This window comes from Dermacoccus sp. BD5, assembly GCF_044878485.1.
Lineage (GTDB): Bacteria > Actinomycetota > Actinomycetes > Actinomycetales > Dermatophilaceae > Dermacoccus > Dermacoccus nishinomiyaensis.
The window spans coordinates 32612-59190 of sequence record NZ_JANJER010000012.1 but is presented as its reverse complement, the minus strand read 5'-3'; the positions used below and the strand labels follow the sequence as shown (position 1 = coordinate 59190).

Genomic DNA, 26579 nt, shown 5'->3' with positions numbered 1-26579 from the left:
TCTCGTACACAATGGGGGCGTGACCACCCAGCGAACCGTCTCCCTGCTCGGCTCCACCGGTTCGATCGGCACCCAGGCGTGCCAGATCGCGCGGAACAACCCCGAGCGCTTCCGCATCGTCGCGCTCAGCTCCGGCGGGCGTGACCTCGAGCTCGTCGCGCGTCAGGCCGTCGAGTTCGACGTCGAGCTCGTCGGTATCGCCTCCGGTGACGCGGCGCGGCTCGAGACGCTCATCGCCGATGCGGCGTCGGGCGCGGGCAAGCAGGTTGTCAGCCGCGTCGTCAGTGGCGACGACGCGTCGGTGCAAGTCGCGAGCGTCGGCGCGGACGTCGTGCTCAACGGCATCACCGGTTCGATCGGTCTGCGCCCGACGACCGCAGCGCTCGAGGCGGGCAGCACGCTGGCGCTCGCGAACAAGGAGTCGCTCATCGTCGGTGGCCCGATCGTCAAGCGTCTCGAAAGGCCCGGGCAGATCGTGCCCGTCGACTCGGAGCACTCGGCCATCGCGCAGGCGCTCACCTCCGGTACGCACGACGAGGTTCGCAAACTCGTCGTCACCGCCAGTGGAGGGCCGTTTCGCGGCATGAGCCGCGCCGAGCTGGCCGACGTCACACCCGCACAAGCCCTGAAGCACCCCAACTTCGCGATGGGCAAGGTCATCACGACCAACTCGGCGACGCTCGTCAACAAGGGCCTCGAGGTGATCGAGGCGCACCTGCTGTTCGACATCCCGATCGATCGTGTCGAGACGGTTGTGCACCCGCAGCAGTACATCCACTCGATGGTCGAGTTCGTCGACGGCGCCGTCGTCGCACAGCTCGGCCTGCCGACGATGCTCGTGCCGATCGCGATGGGCCTCGACTGGCCGCACCGCATCGCGGGCGTGGAGACACCGATCGACTGGACGAAGGCGATGGACTGGCGGTTCGAACCTCTCGACGACGAGGCGTTCCCCGCCGTTCGCCTCGCCCGTCAGGTGGGCGAGGCGGGCTCGACGTACCCGGCCGTCTACAACGCGGCCAACGAGGAGTGCGTCGAGGCCTTCCACGGTGGGCGCATCGGCTTCCTCGACATCGTCGAGACCGTCGAGAAGGTCGTCGGCCAGCACGCGCCCGAGAGCGGCGAACCTGACGTCGACGCCGTCCTCGCCGCAGAGACATGGGCGCGCCGCGCCGCGCACACGCTGGTCGAGAAGGGGCTGCGCTGATGCTGTTCGTCCTCGGGGTGCTGTTCATGATCGTCGGCGTGGCTGCCTCGATCGCGCTGCACGAGATGGGGCACATGGTGCCCGCGAAGAAGTTCGGCGTCCGCGTGCCGCAGTACATGATCGGCTTCGGCCCGACGCTGTGGTCGAAGAAGCGCGGCGAGACCGAGTACGGCGTCAAAGGCATCCCGCTCGGCGGTTACGTGCGCATGATCGGCATGTACCCGCCGAAGGCGGGCGACCCGGACGGCTCCGTGCGCGCCTCGTCGACCGGTCGGTTCAGCCAGCTCGCCGACGAGGTGCGTGAGCAGACCTTCGAGGAGCTGCGCCCCGGTGACGAGAACCGCGTCTTCTACAAGCTCAAGACGTGGCAGAAGGTCACCGTCATGTTCGGTGGGCCGTTCATGAACCTCGTCATCGCTGCGGTCGTCATGACCGTCATGGTGTGCGGCGTCGGCCTGCCGAAGCTCACCGGCACGAAGGTGACGTCGCTGACGACGTGCCTGACGAAGGTCGAACCCGGTCAGAAGTGCCCGACGGGGCAGGAGGCGCCGGCGGCCTCGAGCGGGTTGAAGCTCGATGACGTCATCATCTCGGTCGCGGGGCAGAAGGTGAACAGCAACCTCGAGGCGACCCGCGTCATCCGCGCGCACGGCGGCGAGAAGATCCCGTTCGTCGTCGAGCGTGAAGGCCGGCAGCAGACGCTGCAGGTCACGCCGAAGACGACGAAGGTGGCGAAGCTCGACGCCGACGGCAACCCCGTCACCGACGCGGGTGGCCAGAACGTCATGATCGACGCCGGGTACGTCGGGCTGTCGATCGGTCAGTACACGTTGCAGCGTCAGGGCCCGGGTGCTGTCCCCGGCATGCTCGGCACGAGCATCAAGCAGACGGCGGGCGTCGTGCTGCACATCCCGGAGAAGATGAAGGGCGTCGCGCAGGCGGCGTTCAGCGACGAGGCGCGCGATCCGAACGGGCCGATCTCCGTCGTCGGGGTGACGCGCATCGCGGGCGACGTCGCCGAGTCGTCGAAGGTCGAACTCGGCCAGAAGGTGCTGCTGCTGCTCAACCTGCTCGCCTCCCTCAACCTCGCGTTGTTCGTGTTCAACCTCATCCCGCTGCTGCCCCTCGACGGCGGCCACATCGCGGGTGCGCTGTGGGAGGCGATCAAGCGGCCCATCGCGCGGGCGCGCGGCGTCGCCGGCCCCGTCTACGTCGACGTGACGAAGGCGCTGCCGGTCGCGTACGCCGTCTCGCTCGTCCTCATCGGGATGTCGGTGCTGCTCATCTACGCCGACGTCGTGAAACCCATCACCATCCGATGAGTCTCGGCCCGGCCCAGGGCGTCGCGCGGCAGTCGTAGGATGGGCTCATGTCGGTTTCTCTCGGTATGCCCTCGGCGCCCGCGCCGGTCATCGCTCCTCGTCGCAAGACGCGCAAGATCAAGGTCGGCAAGGTCGAGGTCGGGGGAGACGCCCCCATCTCGGTGCAGTCGATGACGACGACGCCGACGACCGACATCAACGCCACGCTCCAGCAGATCGCGGAGCTGACGGCCACCGGGTGCGACATCGTCCGTGTCGCGTGCCCGAGCCAGGACGACGCGGAGGCGCTGCCCGCCATCGCTCGCAAGGCGCAGATCCCCGTCATCGCCGACATCCACTTCCAGCCGAAGTACGTCTACGCGGCGATCGAGGCGGGGTGCGCGGGTGTGCGCGTCAACCCGGGCAACATCCGCAAGTTCGACGATCAGGTCAAGCAGATCGCCAAGGAGGCGAAGGACGCCGGGGTCTCCATCCGCATCGGTGTCAACGCCGGTTCGCTCGACAAGCGACTGCTCGAGAAGTACGGCAAGCCGACGGCCGAGGCGCTCGTCGAGTCGGCCGTGTGGGAGGCGTCGCTGTTCGAGGAGCACGACTTCCACGACTTCAAAATCTCCGTCAAGCACAACGACCCCGTCGTCATGGTGCGCGCCTACGAGATGCTCTCCGAGCGGGGCGACTGGCCGCTGCACCTCGGTGTGACCGAGGCCGGGCCCGCGTTCCAGGGCACGATCAAGTCGGCGACCGCGTTCGGCGCGCTGCTGAGCCGCGGCATCGGCGACACGATCCGCGTCAGCCTCTCGGCCCCGCCGGTCGAGGAGGTCAAGGTCGGCAACATGATCCTGCAGTCGCTCAACCTCAAGCCGCGCAAGCTCGAGATCGTCAGCTGCCCGAGCTGCGGGCGCGCGCAGGTCGACGTCTACACCCTCGCCGAGCAGGTGACGAAGGGCCTCGAGGGCATGGAGGTGCCGCTGCGCGTCGCCGTGATGGGCTGCGTCGTCAACGGCCCCGGTGAGGCGCGCGAGGCCGACCTCGGCGTCGCCTCCGGCAACGGCAAGGGCCAGATCTTCGTCAAGGGTGAGGTCATCAAGACGGTGCCGGAGAGCCAGATCGTCGAGACGCTCATCGAGGAGGCGATGCGCATCGCCGAGGAGATGGGCGAGGACGCGGGCGCCGAAGGCGCCGGCCCCACCGTCTCGGTCGGCTGACGCCGGCATGCTGCGACGTTCGGGGGTGCGAGCCCTCGACGCCGGCGACCGCGCCGCCGCGCGGGCGTTGTGCGACCTCGACCCGGTGACGAACGTCTTCGTCGCCGCCCGCCTCGACGAGGGCGCGCTCGGTTCGACGAGCGCTGCCTTCGGTCTCGACGGTGACGTTGGCCAGCCACTCGCGGCAGGGGCGTACGCTTCGGGGTTCGACGCCGACGGGCTGGGTCGAGGCGGCGCTCGCTCGCTCGAGTCCAGTCAACGGCCGCTGCGCTCGATGCTGTGGGCGTCGGCGAATCTGGTCCCCGTCGAGGCGAGCCCTGACGATCTGGAACGCTACGCGGCCCGCGTCAAGTGTGCGCGACGCCGCGTCAGTTCGCTGTTCGGGCCGGCCGAGCAGGTGCTGCCGCTGTGGCAGCTCGTGTCGCGTTCGTACGCGCCGGCGCGCTCGTTCCGCCCCGAGCAGCCGCTCATGGTCGCCGCGCGTGAGGCGCGCGCGCGTCAGGGCATCGAGCCCGAACCGCGCGTGCGCGTCGCCCGGCTCGACGAGGTCGACGCCATCGTGCCTGCGGCCGCGGCGATGTTCACCGAGGAGATCGGCTACGCGCCCTACGTCGGCAGCGCCGCGGGCTACCGCGCCGGGGTGCAGCGCCTCGTCATGGGTGGGCGCACCTTCGTCCTGATGGACGGAGCGCGCGTACGGTTCAAGGCCGACGTCGGATCGCTCGCCTCTGGCGTGGCACAGATTCAGGGTGTGTGGATCGACCCCGCCTGGCGCGGCCGCGGGCTCGCCGCACCGTGCATGGCGCGCGTCGTCGACCTCGTCGAGGCGGAGCTCGCGCCCACCGTCAGCCTCTACGTCAACGGGTACAACACCCCCGCCCTGCGAGCGTACGAACGCGCGGGGTTCGAACGCGTCGGGACGTTCGCGACCGTCATCCTCTGATGCGGCGGCGCCGTTCCGAAGACGCCGGCGGTGGCGCCGCTCCTCGACGGGACGAGCGCCCTGCCCCCGCACTTCGACCCGTTTCAACGGCGTTGTCAGGGCGATGTGATGGGGTGGGGGGCATGAATCCAGTCACCGGTCTTCGTGAACTTCCGCCCCTCATGCGCGGGCTCGTCGGCGCGTACGTCGTCTCCGGCGTGACGCACCTCGTGCGCCCGCAGGTGTTCGAGCCGACCATTCCGCCGCAGCTACCCAAGGCGCGCGAACTCGTCTACCTCAGTGGTGTCGCCGAACTCGTCTGCGCCGTGGGTCTCGTCAACCCTGCGACGCGCCGAGCCGCGGGTTACGCCTCCGCCGCCCTGCTCGTCGCCGTGCTGCCCGCGAACGTCGAGATGGCGCGTCAGGCGCAAGCGAGCGTCCGACGCCGCTCCACGCCGGGCAAGCAGGCGCGCCTCGCCGGCATGCTCGCGCGGGTCCCGGCGCAGTGGCCGCTCATCAAGGCGAGCCTCGACATCGCTCGCCGCTGACGAGGGTTCGCAAGGCCGACCGTGCGCCCTGCGCGGGTCACCGTCACGGTGGGTGTCGGTTCGCGCCGGACTGATGGGCCCGCGCCGTGCGGTCGGCGTAGACTCCTGCGCGCAGACGCCGCCCGGGCACCGGGCCGGCGATCTACAGTGGCGGCATGACTGACGTGTTCGCACTCACACCAACCAATCAGGCCGAAGTCATGGCCGGGTTCGACGCCGTCGACGTCGACGAGGCGCTCAAGGACGCGGCGAGCGCGTTCGCCTCGCACGAGCATGCCGACGTTCTCGGCCCCCTGCGCGAGCTCGGTGTCATGGCCGGCAGCGAGGAGGCTCGCGAACACGGCATGGCTGCGAACACGTTCACGCCGCGGCATCGCGCCGTCGACCGGTTCGGTGCACGTATCGACGCCGTCGAGTTCCACCCGTCCTGGCACTGGCTCATGCGCCGCGGCGTCGAGTTCGGTCTCGCGGGCGTGCCCTGGCAGGACGCGTCGGCGGACGCTCACCTGCGGCGGGCAGCGGGCTTCATCACGTGGTCCGGCGTCGAGCCCGGGCACGTCTGTCCGCTGACGATGACCTATGCCGCCGTCCCCGCCCTGCGCGCGGACGAGGCGCTGACGCAGCGTTACGCCGACGGCCTCGCGGCGAGCGTCTACGAGCCCGGCGATCTGCCCGCGGCGAGCAAGGAGGGGCTGCTCGCGGGGATGGGGATGACGGAGAAGCAGGGCGGCTCCGACGTGCGCACCAACGTCACCGAGGCCACCCCGTCGGGTTTCGACGACGACGGCGCCGCCGTCTATTCGCTGCGCGGGCACAAGTGGTTCACGAGCGCGCCGACGGACGATCTGTTCCTCGTCCTCGCGCAGGCTCCCGGCGGGCTGACCTGCTTCGTCGTGCCGCGCGTGCACCCTGACGGCACTCGCATCGCGCTGCGCATCGTCCGGCTCAAGGACAAGCTCGGCAACCGCTCCAACGCGAGCAGCGAACTCGAGTTCCACGACGCCTACGCCACCCGCCTCGGTGACGAGGGTGCGGGCGTGCGCACGATCATCGAGATGGTGAGCGCGACGCGGCTCGACTGCGTCCTCGGCTCGGCCGGGCTCATGCGTCGCGCGACGAGCGAGGCGGCCTGGTACACCGCGCGCCGTCAGGCCTTCGGCGGCGTCCTCGCCGACAAGCCCGCGATGCAGAACGTCCTCGCCGATCTCGCGATCGAGTCGGAGGCCGCGACGGCGCTCGGCATGCGCCTCGCGGCGAGCGTCGACCGTATCGAATCAGGCGATCCCGGCAGCGAGCACGAGCGCGCGTTCCGTCGCTTCGCACTGCCGCTCGCGAAGTTCTGGGTGTGCAAGCGCACGCCGATGCACGTCGCCGAGGCCCTCGAATGCCTCGGCGGCAACGGGTACGTCGAGGAGTCGGGCATGCCGCTGCTGTTCCGCGAGTCGCCGCTCAACTCGATCTGGGAGGGCTCGGGCAGCGTCAACGCCCTCGACGTCCTGCGCGCCCTGACGCGTTCGCCGGAGGCGTTCGAGGCCTTCAGCCGCGAGCTCGACGTGACCCGCGGCGACCACCCCGGGCTCGACGTCGCGACGAAACAGGTGCTCGCCGACGTCGTGTCGTTGACGCCCGACGACGCGGAGTACCGCGCCCGCGACATCAGCGCTCGAATGGCCGTCGTCCTCCAGGCGAGCCTGCTGCTGCGCAGCGCGCCGTCGAGCGTCAGCGACGCGTTCATCGCGAGCCGCGTGCAGGGGGAGTGGGGCGGCGTGTTCGGCACCCTCGGCACGTCGGCCGCGAGCGCCGCCATCGCCCGACGCGCGACGCCGCGGCCCTGACCCCCTGGCGGTCAGTCGAACAGCCCGCCGTGGCCGCCCTGCTCGTTCGTCGAGGGCATGAGCTTGGCGGCCCACTCAGCGAACGCCTGCGGTTGCGTGACTGCAGGAGCACGCGCCCGGGCCTGACGAAGTCGAAACGAGCCCTTCACCGGACTTCATCGACTGGATCGAGCGTCCTTCGACGGCCCGACGCGTTGTGAACTGCATCCCCAGGTCGTAGGCGATGACGTGCCCGGTGTGGATGACGTCACGCTCGCCCGGAGCGAGGTCCGTGACGTCGACCGCGCCGTAGACGCTGAGGCCCTGACCGCTGGCCTCGAGGCCGAAGCCGCCCTCGCCGCCGAAGAGGTTCTTCATGCCACCGAACTGCGAGGTGACCTCCATGCCCTCACTGCTGGCCATCCAGTTGCCGCTGATGACGAAGCAGGGGCGATCGGGCTGGGTCTCGAGCGGCAACATGTCGCCGGGCAGGACGCCGGCGATGTCGACCCACCCGCCCTCGGCGGGGGCGGTGTACGTCGTCGAGAAGAAGGACTCACCGCAGAGCACGGAGCGCTTGAGCCCCTTCATGATGCCGCCGCTGGCGGCCTTGCTGGAGATCTGCACGCCGGGCGAGTGCGCAGGAGACGGGAGACGGCGAAGGACGGATTGTGACGCAGTCGAATCTGCATGGATCTCAGGAAGGCCTCGCGGCCCGAGCATCGGGTGGATGCGGGCCGTGCACGCCCTGGGCGGGCCGGGATATTGTGGGGCCGAGTCACGCGGAGCGACCGCGACACGACCCGAGGAGAGACCGTGGCCCAGCGCATGTCCAACCTGTTCCTGCGAACGCTTCGCGAGGATCCGGCGGACGCCGAGCTGCCGGGCCACAAGCTGCTCGTGCGCGCCGGCTACATCCGACGCGCCGCGCCCGGCGTGTACACGTGGTTGCCGCTCGGGCTCAAGGTGCTGCGTAACGTCGAGACCATCGTCCGCGAGGAGATGGAGGCCATCGGCGCGCAGGAGCTGAGCTTCCCCGCGCTGCTGCCGCGCGAACCCTATGAGGCGACGAACCGCTGGGACGAGTACGGCCCCAACCTGTTCCGCCTGCAGGACCGCAAGGGCGTCGACATGCTCCTCGGCCCGACGCACGAGGAGATGTTCACCATCACGGTGAAGGACATGTTCTCGAGCTACAAGGACCTGCCGACGACGCTGTTCCAGATCCAGACGAAGTACCGCGACGAGGCCCGCCCGCGCGCCGGCCTGCTGCGCGGGCGCGAGTTCATCATGAAGGACTCGTACTCCTTCGATCACACGAAGCAGGGCCTTGAGGAGAGCTACGCCAAGCACCGCGGCGCGTACGTCAAGATCTTCGACCGCCTCGGCTTCGAGTACGTCGTCGTCCACGCCGACTCGGGTGCGATGGGCGGTTCGGCGTCGGAGGAGTTCCTCGCCGTCAGCCGCCACGGTGAGGACACGTTCGTCCGCTCGCCCGGCGGTTTCGCGGCGAACGTCGAGGCCGTCGTCGTGCCGCAGGCCGAGCCCGTCGAGGTGAGCGTCGGCCCCGCACACATCGAGGACACCCCCGAGACCCCGACCATCGAGACGCTCGTCGCGGCCCTCAACGCGAATCACCCGCGCGACGACGGACGCGAGTGGACGGCTGCCGACACGCTGAAGAACGTCATCGTCATGCTCGTCCACCCCGACGGCACGCGCGAACCGCTTGCGATCGGCGTGCCCGGCGATCGCGAGGTCGACGCCAAGCGCCTCGAGGCTCAGGTCGCTCCGGCTGACGTCGAGGCGTTCGAGGAGAAGGACTTCGCCGCCTACCCGATGCTCGCGAAGGGCTACATCGGCCCGGGCGTGCTCGGCGAGGAAAAGGCCTCCGGCATCCGTTACCTGCTCGACCCCAGCATCGCCGAGGGCTCGGCGTGGGTGACGGGCGCCGACGTCAGCGGCAAGCACGTCATCGACCTCGTCCACGGCCGCGATTTCACCGCCGGCGGCACGATCCAGGCGGCGCGGATCAAGGAGGGCGACCCGGCCCCCGACGGTTCGGGCCCCCTGACGCTCGCGCGCGGCATCGAGATGGGTCACATCTTCCAGCTCGGCACGAAGTATGCCGAGGCGCTCGGGCTCAAGGTGCTCGACGAGAACGGCAAGCTCGTGACGGTGACGATGGGCTCCTACGGCATCGGCGTCTCCCGCGCCGTCGCCGCCATCGCTGAGGACAACCTCGACGACAAGGGCCTCATCTGGCCGCGTCACATCGCGCCGTTCGACGTCCACGTCGTCGCCACGGGCAAGGACGCCGCGGTCTTCGAGAAGGCGGAGCAGGTCGTCGCCGACCTCGAGTCGGCCGGGCTCGGCGTCCTGTTCGACGACCGTCCGAAGGTCAGCCCCGGCGTGAAGTTCAAGGACGCCGAGCTCATCGGCGTCCCGACGATCGTCGTGCTCGGGCGTGGCCTCTCCGACGGCACGATCGAGGTCAAGGACCGCCGCTCGGGCACCTCGCGTGACGTCGCCGTCGACGAGGTGGCGGCCGAGGTGCTCTCCGAGGTGCGCGGCGCCTGATCCGACCCTGCGTCACGAGAGCCACCACGGCCCGACGTGGTGGCTCTCGCGCGTCGAACGGCCGCCGCCCCGGTCACGAGCGGCGCGGGCGCGGCGGTCACGAACTGAGAGACGTTTGCGGGCACGCAGCGCGCGGCCCAGGATGACGGGGTGAACGACCCGGGAACCCTGACCCTCACCCTGCTGGCGCTCGCGGCGGCCTGCGCGGGATGGATCGACGCCGTCGTCGGCGGAGGCGGGCTCGTGCAGTTGCCGGCCCTCATGGTCGCGTTTCCGCACGCCGCGCCGGCCCAACTGCTCGCGACGAACAAGCTGGGTTCGATCTGTGGCACGTCGGTGAGCTCGGCGACGTACCTTCGGCGGGTGCGTCCCGATCTGCGCACCGCGCTGCCGCTCGCCGTGATGGCGTTCGCCGGCTCGATGGCGGGTGCGGCGCTCGCCAGTCACATCCCGCGCAGCGCGTTCAACCCGATCATCCTCGTCGTCCTCGTCGCCGTCGGCGCGTACACGCTGTTCAAGCCCTCGATGGGGCAGCTCGAGAACCTGCGGCACGCGGGCAGCCGGCGCCATTACGCGACGGCGGGTGCCATTGGCCTGGGCGTCGGCCTGTACGACGGCGCGCTCGGCCCGGGGACGGGCTCGTTCTTCGTCTTCGCGCTCGTCAGCCTGCTCGGCTACCGCTTCCTCGAGGCCTCCGCCAAGGCCAAGCTCGCCAACTTCGCGACGAACCTCGCCGCCCTCGTCGTGTTCATCCCGGCAGGTGCGGTGGCCTGGCGTGTCGGCCTCGTGCTCGGCGTCGCGAACCTCGCGGGCGGCTATCTCGGCGCCCGGACCGCCGTCTCGAAGGGGGCCGGGTTCGTGCGCGCCGTGTTCGTCGTCGTCGTAGGGGCCTTCGTCGTCAAGCTCAGCTACGACACCGCCGCGCAGTTCGGCGTGCTCTGACGCTCAGCCGCGCCCGGCGCCTCACCGGCTACCACGGCTCGAGCGTCCGGCGGCGGCGGCGGGTGCCGTCACCCGTCAGGACGCCGGCTTGGCGTCGCAGCCGAACGCACCCATCGTCGCGGTCGTCTTGGCGTAGGATGCTGGGTTCTGCGACGGGGTGGCCAGCTCGACGACGCGCGTCTTTTGGTCCTGATAGGTGGGCTGGTACGTCATCGATTGGCTGATCTTGCCGCCCGCGTCGCGCGTGAAGGTGACGCTCGCGTACGCGCCGTCCGCCGTGCCCGGCAGATATGCGGCCTGCTGGCCGGAGAACAGGTTGCCGAGGGCGTAGGAGACGTACCGTCCGTCGATCTTCTGACACGGCTGCACGATGTGCGGATGGTTGCCGATGATCCAGTCGACCTGCCCAGAGCGCAGCAACGCGTCCGCGTACTTCTTCTGCTCCGCCGAGACAGGCTTGTACTCGATGCCCCAGTGCATCGAGACGACGACGATGTCGGCGCCCTGCTTGCGCGCTTCGGCGGCATCGGCCTGGATGCCTTCCGGGGTGCGCACCGAGTACAGGTTGTCCGCGACCCAGGGCGCGTCCTTGGGAGTGCCCGTCTGGTCGCCGTTGATGCGGTTGTCGAGCGTGTAGCTGTACGACAGTTGCGCGACCTTGAACCCCTTGGCCTCGTAGAACACGGGCTGGCCCTTCTCGCCGGCGGACGCGGCCGGGCCGGCCGCCTGCAGACCGTTCGCGGCCATGACGCTGCGCGTGCTCGCCAGCCCTGAGAGGCCGCGGTCGTAGGCGTGGTTGTTGGCCGTCGAGCACCCGTCGAACCCCATGGACTTCACCGTCGTCGCGAACTCGTGGGGCGCGTTGAAGCTCAGCTCGCGCGCCAGGTTCGTGTCGTCACGCGACAGCGGGTTCTCCATCTGGCAGATGCGTAGATCTCCCGCCTTCGTGACGGGGGAGATCTGGCCGAAGAACTGATCGAAGCGGTACCCCGTGCCGCCTGCGGCACGACGGGCCATCTGCGTGATCGACGGGTGGACGATGAGGTCGCCCGACGCGCCGATCGTGATGCTGCCCGGCTTGTTCTTGACCGGCCCCGGGGGAGCGAGCGAAGAGCTCGCCGAGGGGCTCGCACTCCCACCGGAACTGCTCGACGCGCCGGCCTTCGATGACGCCCCGGAGCCCGAAGCGCCGCCCGTGTCGTGCGAGCTGCCCGAACAGGCCGTGAGAGCGAGCAGCGAGATCAGTGGTGCGGCGGCGGCCGCGCGTCCCCGAATGCGCATGGGACGAGTTTATTCCCGGCAGGCCTGCTCAGGTCGTGAGGCCCGGGAACGGCGACACGCTGCCCCCACCGAAGCGCACCGTGCGGGCCGCGCTCGACCACGCGAGCAGCAGCCCGTTGACATCATCGGCGCTGCGCGTGCCCGTCGCCGCGACGGCGCACGCCGACATCACAGCCGCGGCCGCCTTGCCCGCATCGGCGCGGGCCGCGGCGAGCGAGTCGTAGCGGCGCGCGGGCGCAGCGGGGCTCGCGGAAGCAGACGATGACGACGACGGCGACCCCGATGACGCCGACGATTCCGCGAGCGAGCGCACGGCGTAGAGGTCGTCGAGCAGGTCGGGGACGTCACCGCGATCGTCGGGATCGGTGCGCGCCGCCCACCACTCGAGCGCGTGGATCGTCACCGCGTTCGCCTCGAGCAGGGCCGACGACGAGGGCACCGACGCCGTCGCGGACCACGGCACGGAAACGCCAACCGGCAGCGAGCTGAGCCCGCGCGCGGCGATCGACAGGGCGAGAGGCCTCGATGCCGCCGACACCTTCTGAAGGCTCGCGCACAGCGCGGGGGAGGCCCAGTCGCTCTCGGCGCGGGTCCACGCCGTCGCGGCGGGGCTGCTGCTCGCCGAGGGCGACGACGCCGGGACGCTCGCGCGGGAGCTCTTTCCGGACGCCGACGCCGATGGCGACGCAGACGCTGACGCCGACACGCTGGGCGCGGCAGTGGCGCTGACGCTGACGCTGACGCTGGGCAGCGACGTCGCGCCGATGCCGCGCAGCGTCGCGTCGAGTCGTTTGAGTTCGGCGACGTGGGCGCCGCGCGCGTCGGCGGCCTCCCGGCGGTGGTTCGTCTCCTGGCTCGCCGCGCTCATCGCGACCACGAGGTGACGACGCACAGCCTCGAGGGGGCCCGAATCGGGCGCCGGTGCCGCCGTCGGCCCCGGCAGGGGCGCGTCCTTCTCCACGCGCAGCCTGCAGGCGCTCGTGGCGGTGAGGACGACGGCGGCGAGCGCGGTGCGGCGGGTGAGACGAGCGTCGGGCATGGGCACAGTCTCGCACGCACTGACCGCGCGTTCCGGCGGGCGGTGACGCCACGCGCACCGTGGGCGCGTCAGGCTCACCGTGCCTTCCCACAGGATGAACATCCCGTTATCCATCATTTGCAGTTTTGCTGAACCGAAGACAAGGTTATGTACCTCGAGCCCGAGAGAAACGACGAAGGAGCGGACGATGACGACGACGAGTGAACGTCCCCGCGCCACGCAGCGCACGGCCAAGCCCGAGGGGCAGTGGGCCAAGGGCGAGTTCGACCCGCTCAACCCGAACGAGGTCTTCAAGGCCGAGGACGCGCCCCTCAACGTGCGCGCCCGCATCCTCGAGCAGTATGCCCGCGAGGGCTTCGACAGCATCCCGGGTACCGATCTGCGCGGCCGTATGCGCTGGATGGGCCTGTACACCCAGCGCAAGCAGGGCATCGACGGCGGCAAGACGGCGACGCTGGCGCCCGAGGAGCTCGATGACGAGTACTTCATGATGCGCGTGCGCATCGACGGCGGGCAGCTCTCGCGCGAGCAGCTGCGGGTGCTCGCGAGCATCTCCACCGATTTCGCGCGCAGCACGGCCGACATCACCGACCGCAACAACATCCAGTACCACTGGATCGCGATCGAGGACGTGCCAGAGATCTGGCGCCGTCTCGAGGCCGTCGGTCTCGATACGCTCGAGGCCTGCGGTGACTGCACGCGCACCACGCTCGGTTCGCCGGTGGCCAGCGTGCACCCCGACGAGGTGATCGACGCGACCCCCGCGATCGAGTTCATCAAGGCCAACTACGTGGGCGACCCTGATCTCGCGAACCTGCCGCGCAAGTTCAAGTCGTCGATCGCGTGGCTGCCCGACGCCGCCCCTGAGATCAACGACATCAGCTTCGTCGGCGTCGTCCACCCCGACCACGGCCCCGGCTTCGATCTGCAGATCGGGGGAGGGCTGTCGACGAAGGCGTTCTTCGCGCTGCGCCTCGGTGCTTGGGTGCCGCTCGAAGAGGTGCCCGAGGTCTGGCTCGCGACCGTCAAGCTGTTCCGCGATCACGGCTACCGCCGGCTGCGCAACCGCGCGCGTCTCAAGTACCTCGTCGAGGACTGGGGCGCCGACAAGACGCGTGAGGTGCTGGAGCGCGAGTACCTCGGGCGCCCCCTGCTCGACGGGCCCGCCGCGCCCACGCCGAAGCACACGATCGACCACGTGGGTGTGCATCGTCAGAAGGACGGACGCAACCTCGTCGGGTTCGCGCCGATCGCAGGGCGCACGAGCGGTGCGGCGCTCGCGGGCGTCGCCGACGCGATGGAGGCCGCCGGCAGCGACCGGCTGCGCCTGACCGCCTACCAGAAGCTCGTCGTCCTCGACGTGCCCGACGACGCCGTCGAGCCGCTGCTCGAGACGATGCGGCCGCTCGGCTTCGACGGGCGTCCGTCGCCGTGGCGCCGCGCGACGATGGCGTGCACGGGCCTGGAGTTCTGCAAGCTTGCCATCGTCGAGACGAAGCAGCGAGCCCACGACCTCGTCGCCGAGCTCGAGGAGCGTCTCGGTCACCTCGACGACCAGCTCGAGCACCCCATCGCGATCCATCTCAACGGTTGCCCGAACAGTTGCGCCCGCATCCAGGTGGCGGACATCGGTCTCAAGGGCCAGATCATCACCGACGCGGCCGGTGAGCAGGTGCCCGGCTACCAGGTCCACCTCGGTGGTGGCCTGGGCGAGGACCTCGTCGTCGGGCGCAAGCTGCGCGCCCACAAGGTCGCCGCGAGCGAGCTGGGCGACTACGTCGAACGCGTCGTGACGCGGTACGTCGCCGCACGCGAGAGCGGCGAGAGCTTCGGCGACTGGGCCCGCCGCGCCGACGAGGAGGAGCTGCGATGACCCAGGTCGTGCGCGAGCCCGACGAGCTGCGTCGGATCGCCATTCGGGCCGCCGGCGAGCTCGACGGTGCACCGGCGGAGGCCGTGCTCGATTGGGCGGCCGCGGAGTTCGGGGAACGCTTCGCCGTGGCCACCTCCATGCAGGACGCCGTGCTGACGCATCTCGCGTCCCGCAGCCTGCCGGGCGTCGACGTGCTCTTCCTCGATACCGGGTACCACTTCGAAGAGACGCTGCAGACCCGCGACGCGGTCGCCTCGACGTACGACGTCACGGTGCGCACCCTCGAACCGTCCCAGAGTGTCGCGGAGCAGGATGCGACGTACGGCGCGAACCTCTTCGAACGCGACCCCGATCTGTGCTGCGCGCTGCGCAAGACCCACCCGCTCGACGAGGCCCTCGACGGCTACGAGGCGTGGGCCACCGGGGTGCGTCGCAGCGAGGCGATCACGCGGCGCGACACACCGGTCGTCAGCTTCGACGAGCGCCGCGAACGCATCAAGGTCGCGCCGATCGTCGCGTGGAGCGACGCCGACGTCAAGGCCTACATCGCCGAGCACGCCATCGTCACGAACCCGCTGCTCACCCAGGGCTACCCCTCGATCGGGTGCGCCACCTGCACCCGCCGGGTGGCGCCGGGCGAGGACGCCCGCGCCGGACGCTGGGCGGGCCGCGACAAGGTCGAATGCGGGATCAACACATGAGCGCCGCGACCGTGTGGCTCACGGGCCTGTCCGGAGCGGGCAAGTCGACACTCGCCGAGCGCCTCGTCGCCGCCCTGCGCGAGCGGGGCGAACGCGTCGAACTGCTCGACGGCGACGAACTGCGCACCTCCCTCAGCGCCGGCCTCGGGTTCTCCCGGGCGGACCGGAACACCCACGTGACGCGCGTCGGTTTCGTCGCCGACCTGCTCGCCCGCAACGGTGTGTGGGCGATCGTGCCGGTCATCGCCCCGTACGCCGATGCACGCGCCGAGAACCGCGCACGCCACGAGCGCAGCGGTAGTCGCTACCTCGAGGTCTTCGTCGCAACGTCGCTCGAGGAGTGCGCGCGACGCGACGTCAAGGGCCTGTACGCCCGGGCCGAGGCCGGCGAACTCACCGGAATGACAGGCCTCGACGACCCCTACGAGGTTCCGACCAACCCCGAATTGCGTCTCGAGACCCAGGGCCGCTCGATCGAGGAATCCCTCGCCGAGATCCTGCGTCTCATCGATGAGGAGAGGACACCCGCATGACCGAGACGATGACGCCACCGGACGTCTCCACGAACCCCGCCGGCGAGCTGTCGACGTTGCGGGCACTCGAGGCCGAGGCCATCGAGATCATCCGCGAGGTCGTCGCCGAGTTCGAACGCCCTGCGCTGCTGTTCAGCGGCGGCAAGGACTCCGCAGTGCTGCTGCACGTCGCACTCAAGGCGCTCGCCCCCGCGCCGTTGCCGCTGACGCTGCTGCACGTCGACACCGGCCACAACCTGCCCGAGGTCATCGCCTTTCGCGACGAGGTCGTCGAGCGTCACGGCCTGCGGCTGCACGTCGCCGCCGTCGAGGACTGGATCGCCGACGGGCGTCTCGTCGAGCGTCCCGACGGCACCCGCAATCCGCTGCAGACCGTGCCGCTCGTCGACACCATCGAGACCGAGCGCTTCGACGCGCTGCTCGGTGGGGCGCGCCGTGACGAGGACAGGGCGCGCGCGAAGGAACGCATCTTCTCGGTGCGCAGCGCCATGGGAGGGTGGGACCCGCGCGGGCAGCGTCCGGAGCTGTGGAACCTCTACAACGGCCGACACGCCCCCGGGGAGAACACCCGGGTCTTCCCGTTGAGCAACTGGACCGAACTCGACGTCTGGCGCTACATCGAGGCCGAGGACGTCGCGCTGCCACCCATCTACTACGCCCACGAACGGGACGTATTCCTGCGCGACGGGATGTGGTTGACACCTGGGCCGTGGTTCGGCCCACGTGACGACGAACCGCTCGTCACCAGGACGGTTCGCTACCGAACCGTCGGTGACGGCTCCTGCACGGGCGCCGTCGCCTCCGAGGCGCGGACGACGAGCGACATCATCGCCGAGGTCGCAGCCAGCCATCTGAGCGAACGCGGTGCCACCCGCGCCGACGACCGCCTGTCCGAGGCAGCGATGGAAGACCGCAAGCGAGAAGGGTACTTCTAGAGATGACGACAACCACAGCACAGCCACCCGCGCCGCATAGCGCCCGCAACGGGCTCGGCCAACTCCGTCTGGTCGTCGCCGGGAGCGTCGACGACGGCAAGTCCACCCTCGTCGGCCGGCTCCTGCACGACACGAAGAACATCCTGGCCGACACCTACGACTCGATGGTGGCCGCGAGCACCTCGCGCGGCGCCGAGCAGGTCGACCTTGCTCTCCTGACGGACGGGCTGCGCGCCGAGCGCGAACAGGGCATCACGATCGACGTGGCGTACCGGTACTTCTCCACGCCCCGGCGCACCTTCGTCCTCGCCGACACCCCGGGGCACGTGCAGTACACGCGCAACATGGTCACTGGCGCCTCCACCGCTGACGCAGCCGTCGTCCTCGTGGACGCGCGACACGGGGTCAGCGACCAGACGCGTCGTCACGCCGCGTTGATGGCGCTGCTGCGTGTTCCGCACGTCATCTTCGCCGTCAACAAGATGGATGCCCTCGAGTGGTCGCGCTCGCGGTTCGACGAGGTCCGGACCCAGGCGATCGACCTGGCCGACAGGGTGGGCCTCAGCGATCCCCGCGTCGTCGCGCTATCTGCGCTGACGGGCGAGGGGGTCGTCGCTCCGGCCCCCGACGGGTACGACCACCCGCCGCTGCTCGACCTGCTCGAGTCGCTACCCGTCCGCGATGACCTGCGGGCCGAGTCGTTCCGCATGCCGGTCCAGCTCGTCATCCGGCCTCGCACCGCCGAGCATCCGGATTATCGCGGTCTCGCCGGCCGCATCGCCTCCGGCGTCCTGCACGTCGGTGACCGTGTGCGCGCGGTGTCCTCGGGCCTGACGAGCCGGGTCGTCGCGATCGACACTCCGGTGGGCTCGCGTGAGGTGGCCGTAGCGGGCGAGTCAGTGACGGTGCGTCTGGGCGACGAACTTGACGTCGCTCGTGGTGAGGTCCTGTCGCTCGTGGCCGACCCCGATCAACCGGTTGCCGACTCCGAGGTGAGCGGAGTGCTCGCGTGGCTCGCGGCTGCGGACGGGCGTGTCCGTCAGCGCGTCCTCGTCAAGGCGGGCACCAAGGTGGTGCGCGCGGTCGTCGACGACATCACGCATCTGTGGGACGTCGAGACGAGCACGTGGCACGCAGCCGGCCCTGAAGCAGTGATGACGCTCAACACGATCGGACGAGTCCGTCTGCGTCTGGCCGAGCCCGTGGTGCTCGACCCGTACGACAGCCACCGGGCGACCGGCGCGTTCCTCGTCATCGATCCCGCGAGCGGCGCCACGCTCGGAGCCGGCATGTCGGGTGCGGGGCTCGGTTCGGGTGCGGACGACGACGCCGCGCAGCTCGAATCCGAAGAGGATTGGCTGGCTGGCTGACATGCGCGACGATCACGCACCTGTCGATGCCGTACACCGATCCCGGGCCCGATCACCCCAGATCGGGCGCCGGACGCTCCTCGGCGCTGGCCTCGCCGCCCCCTTCATGACACCGGCCCTGTCGGGGTGCGGGGCGGCTGAGGCGAGCCCGCATCGCCTGCGATTGGGGCACTTCTCGAACCTGACCCACGGCGTGGCCCTCGCAGGCATGGCCCGCGGAACGTTCGCGCGCCATCTGGGCAGCACGGCCATCGAGCGGCAGGTCTTCGACAACGGGCCCGCCGCCGTCCAGGCCATGCTCGCCGGCGCGATCGACGTCGCCTACCTCGGCCCGAACCCGGCGATCACGGCGTGGGTGCGGACGAAGGGCGCCGGAGTGCGCCTCCTCGCCGGAGCAGCGGAGAACGGCGCTGCGCTCGTTGCTCGTCCCGGAGTGAAGAAGATCGACGATCTGCGTGGGTGCAGCGTCTCCACGCCGCAGATCGGCGGCACCCAGGACGTAGCCCTCAAGACACTGCTCGCCGAGCACCACCTGACGACGGGGCCGGGAGCGGACGAGGTGGAGACCGTGTGGATGGCCAACTCACAGACTCTCGATCAGTTCCGCCAGGGGCGCCTCGACGCCAGCTATCAGGCCGAGCCATGGGTCTCTCGCCTCGTCGTCGAAGCCGGCGCGCACGTGCTCGTCGACGAGCGCACCCAGTGGCCCGACCACCGATTCGTGACGACGTGCCTGCTCGTCACCCAGGAGTACCTCGAACGCGCGCCTGCTCAGGTGGAGCAGCTCCTGGCGGCCCACGTCGAGACCGTCGAATGGATCAACAGCCATCGGGGCGCCGCGAGTGTGCTGCTCAACGCCGAGATCGGCAAGCTCAGCGGCAAGAAGTTGAAGCGATCGGTCGCCGAGCGGGCCATGGACAACGTGCAGTTCTCCTGGGACCCGTTGATGGCAAACATCGCGCAGGTCGCCGAACACACGTGGCGAACGGGCGGCATCGACGTCCGTCCCGACCTGCGCGGGTTGGCGGACCTCGACCCGCTCCGGCAGGTCCTTGCTGCACGCGCCCTGCCTGCGATCACCGACGCCGGTCTCGGCGTGCACAGAAAGGGCTGACATGACGTTCGACACCACCACGGCAGGCGAGCGACACCCGATCGCCCCGCCAAGCGACGCACGCTCGACGGCACAGCCGGCCGCGGTCGACATCCGCGGTCTGCACAAGGTCTTCGGCCAGGGCGACGACGCCGTCGAGGCGATCGGCGGGCTGGACCTGAGGGTCGAACAGGGGGAGTTCGTCAGCGTTCTCGGCGCCTCCGGCTGCGGCAAGTCGACCCTGCTGTCGATCATCGCCGGGCTCGAACCCGCCAGCGCGGGCGACGTGCACGTCGACGGCCCTCAACCGGCGCTGATGTTTCAGGATTCCGCGCTCTTCCCGTGGCTGAGCGTCGGCGAGAACGTCGAGGCTCCCCTGCGATTCAGGGGCGTGCCCTCCGCCGAACGCCGCCAGCGGGCGCAGGAGCTGCTCGCGACGGTGCGGCTCGACGGCGCAGTGGATCGACGACCCCATGAACTGTCCGGAGGCCAACGCCAACGCGTCGCCCTCGCGCGCGCACTCGCCCAGAACGCGCGCCTGCTGCTCATGGACGAACCATTCGCCGCCCTCGACGCCATGACGCGCGACCTGCTCCATGGGGAACTTAGCGACGTGTGGCATCGCGACGGCATGGCCGTCATCTTCGTCACCCACAACGTGCGTGAAGCAGTGCGTCTCGGCCAACGTGTCGTCCTGCTCTCTTCGCGCCCGGGACGCGTCAGCCAGACGTGGGACGTCGACCTGCCACAGCCGCGTGCCATCGAGGACGCAGGCGTCGGTGAGCTGTCCCGCGAGATCACCTCGCGCCTGCGAGAGGAGATCAGTCGTCATGCCCACGCCTGAGTTCGACATGCGCGAGGAGGATCCGTTCGAGGCCAGTGCCCGACGGCACCGCTCGCCCGGCCCCACGAGATCGATGATCAGTGACGACGACGTCACCTCCGGACTAGACGCGCTCGAACAGGCTCAGGCGCGGCGCCGACGCCGCGTCGACCCGCTGTCCGTGCTAGCGCCGCTGGGTGCGCTCGCGATCGTGGTCCTCGCCTGGCAGGTTCTCGTGTGGGCACACGTCAAACCGGCCTGGGTGCTCCCTCCGGTCACCGACATCGCTCGGGCCCTGTGGACCTCCCTCACCTCGGGGGAGGCGCTCGACGCGATCTGGGTCAGCCTGCGACGCGGCGCGGTGGGCTTCGCGCTCTCTCTCGTGCTCGGCACGACACTCGGGCTCGTCGTCGGCCGCGCGAGACTGGCGCGGCGCGCCTTCCGACCGCTGCTCGCAGCGATGCAGTCCCTGCCGTCGGTCGCGTGGGTGCCCTTCGCCGTCATGATGTTCTACCTCAGCGACACGACGATGTACGCCGTGATCCTGCTGTCCGCAGTGCCCTCGATCGCCATGGGATTGATCGGCGGGTTGGATCAGGTCCCGCCCCTGTTCGAACGAGCCGGCCGGGCCCTCGGAGCGAGTCGCACGCAACTCGTGCGTCACGTCCTCCTGCCGGCGGCCATGCCGACCTATCTCGGCGGCATCAAGCAGGGCTGGGCGTTCGCCTGGCGTTCCCTCATGGCCGCCGAGCTCATCGTGCAGTCGCCCAAGCTCGGATTCGGTCTCGGTTCGATGCTCAACCAGGGGCAGGCGAACTCGGACATGCCAGCCGTGATGGCCGCGATCGCTCTCGTGCTCGTCGTCGGGTTGGCCGTGGAGGTGCTGCTCTTTGGCCCGATCGAGCGGCGCATGCTGCACCGTCGGGGCCTCGCGCCGTCGTAGGGCTGACCTGCGGCGAGCCGGGACGCTCCGGTCTCGGGCGACGACGGCTCCTCACGCGTCACGATAGACTCAGGGGCGATGCGCAGGCACGACGCCTGCGCATTCGTCACCTCACGGCTCGTGCCGCGGGCGACGGGTGCACGGCACGGCGACAACTCCAGGAGGCGCGAGTGAGCAACTCGGAACAGACGATCATCGACACGATTCTGCCGAAGCTCGAACCACTGGGTCTCCTCGTCGAGGACGTCACCGTCGTACCTGCCGGCAAGCGCCGCCTCGTGCGCGTGCTCGTCGACCGCGACGTCGCCCTCGAGACGGCGGTCGAGGAATCGATCGAGCCCGTCACGCTCGACGAGGTCACGGACGCCACGCGCGTCATCGACGCAGAACTCGAGGCGAGCGACGTCATGGGCGAACAGCCCTACGTCCTCGAGGTCAGCTCACCCGGCACCGACCGTCCGCTGACGCTGCCGCGCCACTTCGCGCGCAACGTCGGCCGCCTCGTCACCGTCACCCTCGACGACGAGTCGAGGGTCGCCGGTCGCATCACCCGCGCCGACGACCAGACGGTGGAGGTGACGCCCGAGCAGGGCGGCAAGAAGGCGGGGGCGGCCACTGACGCCGAGCCCGCCCGACTCAATTACACATCGATCACCGGCGCCAAGGTGCAGGTGGAATTCACGCGCGGCGACGACGCCGACGCCGTGGGAGAGGACGTCTGATGGACATCGACATGGCTGCACTGCGCGCCCTGGAGCGGGAGCGCGAGATTCCGATGGACGTCATCGTCCCCGCCATCGAGCAGGCGCTGCTGCTCGCGTACCAGAAGGAGGAGGGCTCCTACCGCCGGGCGCGCGTCGAGCTCGACCGCCGCACGGGTCATGTCGTCGTGTGGGCGCGCGAGGACGGCGAGAAGCAGGAGGACGGCACCTGGAGCGAGCCCGGCCCCGAGTTCGACGACACCCCCAAGAACTTCGGCCGGGTCGCCGCGGGTACGGCCCGTCAGGTCATCATGCAGCGCATGCGTGACGTCGAGGACGAGGCCATCCTCGGTGACTTCATCGGCAAGGAAGGCGACATCGTCTCCGGCACGATCCAGCAGAGCCTCGACTCGCGGTTCGTCAAGGTCGACTTCGGCACCGTGGAGGGCATCCTGCCGACCGCGGAGCAGGTGCCGGGGGAGACCTACCGTCACGGCGAGCGTCTGCGCTGCTACGTCGTGTCCGTGCGCCGCGGCCCGAAGGGCCCGCAGATCTCGCTGTCGCGCACCCACCCCAACCTCGTGCGCAAGCTGTTCGCGATGGAGGTGCCCGAGATCGCCGACGGTAGCGTCGAGATCGCCGCGCTCGCGCGCGAGGCGGGTCACCGCACCAAGATCGCGGTGCACGCCACGAAGCCCGGCATCAACGCCAAGGGCGCCTGTATCGGCCCGATGGGTCAGCGCGTGCGCGCCGTCATGAGCGAGCTGCAGGGCGAGAAGATCGACATCGTCGACTACTCGCGCCAGCCCGATGAGTTCATCGCCGCGGCGCTGTCGCCCTCGCGCGTCGAGTCGGTCGAGGTCGTCGACCCGAAGGCCCGAGCCGCCCGCGTCGTCGTGCCCGACTTCCAGCTCAGCCTCGCCATCGGCAAGGAGGGCCAGAACGCCCGTCTCGCGGCGAAGCTGACGGGGTGGCGCATCGACATCCGGCCCGACACCGCGCTCGCCGACGGCGGGCGTGACGACGAGTCGGCCCGCTGAGCGCGCGCCCTCAGACGTCTCGCGCGCACCCCGGCCACCGAGCGTGGCCGGGGTGCGCGCATTTCGTCGCGGAGCTGTGCGGGGGTAGGGTAGGGCTTGAACGGTGACAGATGTGAAGGTGGGGTGCGTGTGAACGTGCCGATCCCGAACGTCGAGCTCTCCCGGCCCGCAGAACCGCAGCGAACCTGCATCGGGTGCCGGGGCAAGGGCGGCCGTTCCGTTTTGCTGCGCATCGCAGTGAGCGAGGACGGCGCCAGCCTGGTGCTCGACTCGCGCAAGGCGATGCCCGGTCGAGGAGCCTGGCTCCACGCCGACACGACGTGCCTCGAACAGGCCACCAAGCGTCGGGCATGGGCACGAGCACTTCGTCTGCACACCGCGGTCCACACCGCGGCGCTGCAGGAACACGTGGCGGCCGAGATCGCCCGCCTGCCGTCGCCCGACGGCGAACACACCATGACCGAAAGCGGGTTTGACGCGATGAGCAACCGATGAGTTCTCACCGATGAACACCTACCCCTCGGCGGTCGGCTGATCCTCCGGGCAAGCAATTGCTCGAAGCCTTGGCCGCCCGTCACCATCTGACAGGAGAAACGTGGCCAAGGTTCGAGTCCACGAGCTCGCCAAGGAGCTCGGAGTCGAGAGCAAGGAACTGCTCGCGCACCTCAAGGCGCAGGGCGAGTTCGTGAAGTCCGCCAGTTCGACGATCGAAGCGCCCGTCGTGCGCAAGATCAAGGAGAACCCCCCGAAGCCGACGAAGGCCGGTGGCGACGCCGCCGACGTGCCGTCGAGCTCCCCGAAGCCGGCTGGCGGTTCGTCCGCCAAGCCCGGCGCCCCCAAGCCGGGCCCGAAGGCGCCTGCTCCCAAGGCTGCCCCCGCCGATGCCGCACCCGCGGCGCCGTCGAAGCCGGCCGAGAGCGCCACCCCGAAGCCTGCGGCCAAGACCGAGTCGGTCGCTGCCCCGGCAGCACCCGCCGCGGCGACGCCGTCCGCGCCCAAGCCCGCTGCGGCCGCACCGTCGGCACCGAAGCCCGCTGCTGCGCGCCCCGGCCCCAAGCCCGGGCCAGCCGCGAAGCCGGCGAGCACGTCGGGTCCGTCGCGTGGCGAGCGTTCGGAGCGCCCCGAGCGTTCTGGCAACCGTCCCGGCCCGCGCCCCGGCGCACCGCGTCCGGGCAACAACCCGTTCAGCTCCAACCAGGGCATGGGCCGTGGTGGCGAGCGTCGTGGCGGCGAGCGCACCGAGCGCCGTGACGGCGGTGAGCGTCGCGAGGGCGGCGCACGCCCCGGCAACAACCCGTTCGCGCCGAGCCAGGGCATGCCGCGTCCCGGCGGCAACCGTGGCCCCGCAGGCTCCGGTGGCCCCCGTCCCGCGGGTGCGGCAGGTCCGCGCCCCGGCGGTTCCGCCGGTGCCGGAGGCCCCCGTACCGGTGGTCCGCGCCCCAACCCGGGCATGATGCCGTCGCAGGCGGCCGTGCCGCGTCCCGGTGAGCGTCCCGCCCGTGGTGGCGGTGGCGGTCGTCCCGGTGCGGGTGGTCGTCCCGGCGGCGGCGGTTTCGCCGGTCGTCCCGGTGGCGGCGGTCGTGGCCCCGGTGGCCGCGGCGGCACCCAGGGTGCGTTCGGTCGCGGTGGCAGCAAGGTGCGCGGCCGCAAGAGCAAGCGCGCGAAGCGTCAAGAGTTCGAGCAGATGCAGGCGCCGTCGATCGGTGGCGTGAGCGTTCCTCGCGGCAACGGTTCGACGATCATCCAGGTGCGTCGCGGTGCGTCGCTGACGGACTTCGCCGACAAGATCGACGCGAACCCCGCATCGCTCGTCACCGTGCTGTTCCACCTCGGTGAGATGGCGACGGCGACGCAGTCGCTGGACGAGGACACGTTCCAGCTGCTCGGCGCCGAGCTCGGCTACGACATCCGTGTCGTCTCCCCGGAGGAGGAGGAGCGCGAGCTCTTCGGCCAGTTCAACATCGACCTCGACGCCGAGGCCGAGGGCGAGAGCGACGACGTGCTCGAGCAGCGTCCGCCGGTCGTCACCGTCATGGGTCACGTCGACCACGGAAAGACGCGCCTGCTCGACGCGATCCGCAACGCGGACGTCGCGCAGGGCGAGGCCGGCGGCATCACCCAGCACATCGGTGCCTACCAGGTCCACAAGGAGCACGAGGGCGTCGACCGTCCGATCACGTTCATCGACACCCCGGGTCACGAGGCGTTCACCGCCATGCGTGCCCGCGGTGCGAAGGTCACCGACATCGCGATCCTCGTGGTCGCCGCCGATGACGGCGTGATGCCGCAGACGATCGAGGCGCTCAACCACGCCCAGGCGGCGAACGTGCCGATCGTCGTCGCGGTCAACAAGATCGACGTCGACGGCGCGAACCCGGCGAAGGTGCGTCAGCAGCTCACCGAGTACAACCTCATCGCCGAGGAGTACGGCGGCGACACGATGTTTGTCGACGTCTCGGCCCGCCAGGGTCAGAACATCGACTCGCTGCTCGAGGCCGTGCTGCTCACCGCCGACGCGGCGCTCGACCTGCGTGCGAACCCGAACAAGGACGCCCGTGGTGTCGCGATCGAGGCCAACCTCGACCGTGGTCGCGGTGCCGTCGCGACGGTTCTCGTGCAGTCCGGTACGTTGCGCGTCGGTGACGCCATCGTCACGGGTCAGGCCTACGGACGCGTTCGCGCCATGCTCGACGAGCACGGCCAGAACGTCGCCGAAGCGGGCCCGAGCCGCCCGGTGCTCGTCACCGGTCTTGCCTCGGTGCCGCGCGCCGGTGACACGTTCATCGTCGCTCCGGACGACCGCACGGCCCGTCAGATCGCCGAGAAGCGTGAAGCGGCCGACCGTCAGGCCTCGCTGGCCAAGGCGCGCAAGCGCATCAGCCTCGAGGACCTCAACGAGCACCTTGCGGCGGGCAAGGTCGAGACCCTCAACCTCATCCTCAAGGGTGACGTGTCGGGTTCGGTCGAAGCCCTCGAGGACGCGTTGCTCCAGATCGACGTGGGCGACGACGTCGACCTGCGGATCATCGACCGTGGTGTCGGCGCGATCACGATGAACAACATCAACCTCGCCGTCGCCTCAGACGCCATCATCGTCGGCTTCAATGTTCGCGCCGAAGGCCAGAACGCGGAGTACGCCGAGAAGGAAGGCGTCGAGATCCGTTACTACTCGGTCATCTACCAGGCGATCGAGGAGATCGAGCTCGCCCTCAAGGGCATGCTCAAGCCGGAATACGAGGAGCGCGAGACGGGCTCCGCCGAGATCCGCGAGATCTTCCGCTCGTCCAAGTTCGGCAACATCGCCGGATCGATGGTCAGGAGCGGCGAGATCAAGCGTGGCGCCAAGGCGCGCATCACGCGCGACGGTGTCGTCATCGTCGAAGGCCTCGAGATCGCCGGTCTGCGACGCTTCAAGGACGACGTCACCGAGGTCCGCGAGGGCTTCGAGTGCGGTATCAACCTCGGTTCGCACAACGACGTCCAGACGGGCGACCTCATCACCACGTACGAGATGGTGGAGATCCCCCGAGCCTGACGCTTCGCCGTGTCCGAGGCGATGACCTCATCGCCTCGGACACATGGTCGGATGCGACCCCGCTCGAACCCCGCACACCGGGGTTCGAGCGGGGTCGCCGTCGTGTATGGCGTGAGTCAGCCGTGGCACCGGGCCACGGCGCTGCGCGGCGCCATGCGGCATCGGCCGTGCG

The 26579-nt window shown here is 70.1% G+C and carries 23 protein-coding genes and 2 pseudogenes; 22 read left to right on the top strand and 3 right to left on the bottom strand.

The window, feature by feature from the left end:
• Positions 1-19: 19 nt before the first annotated feature.
• From dxr to NQ706_RS10155, 8 genes and pseudogenes are all read left to right on the top strand, one after another.
• Positions 20-1207 (top strand): 1-deoxy-D-xylulose-5-phosphate reductoisomerase, encoded by a 1188-nt coding sequence (dxr, locus tag NQ706_RS10190; RefSeq protein WP_038568764.1) that lies wholly within the window; start codon positions 20-22, stop codon positions 1205-1207.
• The gene (locus NQ706_RS10185; RefSeq protein ID WP_038571180.1) at positions 1207-2529 is read left to right on the top strand and encodes an RIP metalloprotease; all 1323 of its coding nucleotides are present in this window, start codon (positions 1207-1209) and stop codon (positions 2527-2529) included. The genes dxr and NQ706_RS10185 overlap by 1 nt, the downstream gene beginning before the upstream one ends.
• Positions 2530-2576: 47 nt before the next feature.
• The gene (ispG, locus tag NQ706_RS10180) at positions 2577-3734 is read left to right on the top strand and encodes a flavodoxin-dependent (E)-4-hydroxy-3-methylbut-2-enyl-diphosphate synthase (RefSeq protein WP_038568762.1); all 1158 of its coding nucleotides are present in this window, start codon (positions 2577-2579) and stop codon (positions 3732-3734) included.
• 7 nt (positions 3735-3741) lie between these two features.
• Positions 3742-4677, top strand: a complete 936-nt coding sequence (locus NQ706_RS10175; RefSeq protein WP_038568759.1) for a DUF4081 domain-containing GNAT family N-acetyltransferase — start codon at positions 3742-3744, stop codon at positions 4675-4677.
• A gap of 122 nt (positions 4678-4799) precedes the next feature.
• Positions 4800-5204, top strand: coding sequence for a hypothetical protein (locus NQ706_RS10170; protein WP_038568757.1), 405 nt, complete (start codon positions 4800-4802; stop codon positions 5202-5204).
• A 155-nt stretch (positions 5205-5359) separates the two neighbouring features.
• Positions 5360-6193 (top strand): annotated as a pseudogene (locus NQ706_RS10165) (acyl-CoA dehydrogenase family protein); the annotation flags it as partial.
• Positions 6162-6266, top strand: a pseudogene (locus tag NQ706_RS10160) (hypothetical protein); the annotation flags it as partial. The pseudogenes NQ706_RS10165 and NQ706_RS10160, both read left to right, overlap by 32 nt.
• Entirely contained in the window at positions 6242-7039 is a 798-nt protein-coding gene (locus NQ706_RS10155) for an acyl-CoA dehydrogenase family protein (RefSeq protein ID WP_404360877.1), read from the top strand. The pseudogene NQ706_RS10160 and the gene NQ706_RS10155, both read left to right, overlap by 25 nt.
• A 75-nt stretch (positions 7040-7114) precedes the next feature.
• Here the strand turns inward: NQ706_RS10155 and NQ706_RS10150 are convergent, their stop codons facing one another.
• Positions 7115-7741, bottom strand: a complete 627-nt coding sequence (locus NQ706_RS10150; RefSeq protein ID WP_338032951.1) for an AIM24 family protein — start codon at positions 7739-7741, stop codon at positions 7115-7117.
• A 93-nt stretch (positions 7742-7834) separates the two neighbouring features.
• Here NQ706_RS10150 and NQ706_RS10145 point away from each other — a divergent pair, with 93 nt between their 5' ends.
• Positions 7835-9598, top strand: coding sequence for a proline--tRNA ligase (locus NQ706_RS10145; protein WP_150112761.1), 1764 nt, complete (start codon positions 7835-7837; stop codon positions 9596-9598).
• A 150-nt stretch (positions 9599-9748) separates the two neighbouring features.
• A complete protein-coding gene (locus NQ706_RS10140; protein WP_038568751.1) occupies positions 9749-10540 on the top strand; it encodes a TSUP family transporter in 792 nt (263 codons plus the stop codon).
• 75 nt (positions 10541-10615) lie between these two features.
• Here the strand turns inward: NQ706_RS10140 and NQ706_RS10135 are convergent, their stop codons facing one another.
• Positions 10616-11821: a CapA family protein gene (locus tag NQ706_RS10135; RefSeq protein ID WP_051805983.1), complete on the bottom strand. Its 1206-nt coding sequence runs from the start codon at positions 11819-11821 to the stop codon at positions 10616-10618.
• A 28-nt stretch (positions 11822-11849) separates the two neighbouring features.
• Entirely contained in the window at positions 11850-12860 is a 1011-nt protein-coding gene (locus NQ706_RS10130) for a hypothetical protein (RefSeq protein ID WP_150112760.1), read from the bottom strand.
• 187 nt (positions 12861-13047) lie between these two features.
• Between NQ706_RS10130 and NQ706_RS10125 the strand changes: the two genes are divergently transcribed.
• The 12 genes from NQ706_RS10125 to infB all read left to right on the top strand — a co-directional run bounded on the left by NQ706_RS10125 (position 13048) and on the right by infB (position 26407).
• Positions 13048-14733: a nitrite/sulfite reductase gene (locus NQ706_RS10125; RefSeq protein ID WP_288756386.1), complete on the top strand. Its 1686-nt coding sequence runs from the start codon at positions 13048-13050 to the stop codon at positions 14731-14733.
• Positions 14730-15434, top strand: a complete 705-nt coding sequence (locus tag NQ706_RS10120) for a phosphoadenylyl-sulfate reductase (protein ID WP_038568744.1) — start codon at positions 14730-14732, stop codon at positions 15432-15434. The genes NQ706_RS10125 and NQ706_RS10120 overlap by 4 nt, the downstream gene beginning before the upstream one ends.
• Positions 15431-15967 (top strand): adenylyl-sulfate kinase, encoded by a 537-nt coding sequence (cysC, locus tag NQ706_RS10115; protein WP_051805981.1) that lies wholly within the window; start codon positions 15431-15433, stop codon positions 15965-15967. Before NQ706_RS10120 ends, cysC begins: the two co-directional genes overlap by 4 nt.
• The gene (gene cysD, locus NQ706_RS10110) at positions 15964-16902 is read left to right on the top strand and encodes a sulfate adenylyltransferase subunit CysD (RefSeq protein WP_038568740.1); all 939 of its coding nucleotides are present in this window, start codon (positions 15964-15966) and stop codon (positions 16900-16902) included. The genes cysC and cysD overlap by 4 nt, the downstream gene beginning before the upstream one ends.
• A 2-nt stretch (positions 16903-16904) precedes the next feature.
• Positions 16905-18272: a sulfate adenylyltransferase subunit 1 gene (locus NQ706_RS10105; RefSeq protein ID WP_038568738.1), complete on the top strand. Its 1368-nt coding sequence runs from the start codon at positions 16905-16907 to the stop codon at positions 18270-18272.
• A gap of 1 nt (position 18273) precedes the next feature.
• Positions 18274-19386 (top strand): ABC transporter substrate-binding protein, encoded by a 1113-nt coding sequence (locus tag NQ706_RS10100; protein ID WP_006944875.1) that lies wholly within the window; start codon positions 18274-18276, stop codon positions 19384-19386.
• A 1-nt stretch (position 19387) separates the two neighbouring features.
• On the top strand, positions 19388-20209 hold the full coding sequence (locus NQ706_RS10095; RefSeq protein WP_006944904.1) for an ABC transporter ATP-binding protein: 822 nt from the start codon (positions 19388-19390) through the stop codon (positions 20207-20209).
• Entirely contained in the window at positions 20196-21131 is a 936-nt protein-coding gene (locus NQ706_RS10090; protein WP_051805979.1) for an ABC transporter permease, read from the top strand. Before NQ706_RS10095 ends, NQ706_RS10090 begins: the two co-directional genes overlap by 14 nt.
• A gap of 170 nt (positions 21132-21301) precedes the next feature.
• Positions 21302-21853, top strand: coding sequence for a ribosome maturation factor RimP (gene rimP, locus NQ706_RS10085; protein ID WP_038568736.1), 552 nt, complete (start codon positions 21302-21304; stop codon positions 21851-21853).
• The gene (nusA, locus tag NQ706_RS10080) at positions 21853-22872 is read left to right on the top strand and encodes a transcription termination factor NusA (RefSeq protein WP_006944857.1); all 1020 of its coding nucleotides are present in this window, start codon (positions 21853-21855) and stop codon (positions 22870-22872) included. The genes rimP and nusA overlap by 1 nt, the downstream gene beginning before the upstream one ends.
• A 129-nt stretch (positions 22873-23001) precedes the next feature.
• Positions 23002-23367: a YlxR family protein gene (locus NQ706_RS10075; RefSeq protein WP_235181931.1), complete on the top strand. Its 366-nt coding sequence runs from the start codon at positions 23002-23004 to the stop codon at positions 23365-23367.
• 100 nt (positions 23368-23467) lie between these two features.
• Entirely contained in the window at positions 23468-26407 is a 2940-nt protein-coding gene (gene infB / locus NQ706_RS10070; protein WP_038568733.1) for a translation initiation factor IF-2, read from the top strand.
• Positions 26408-26579 lie beyond the last annotated feature (172 nt).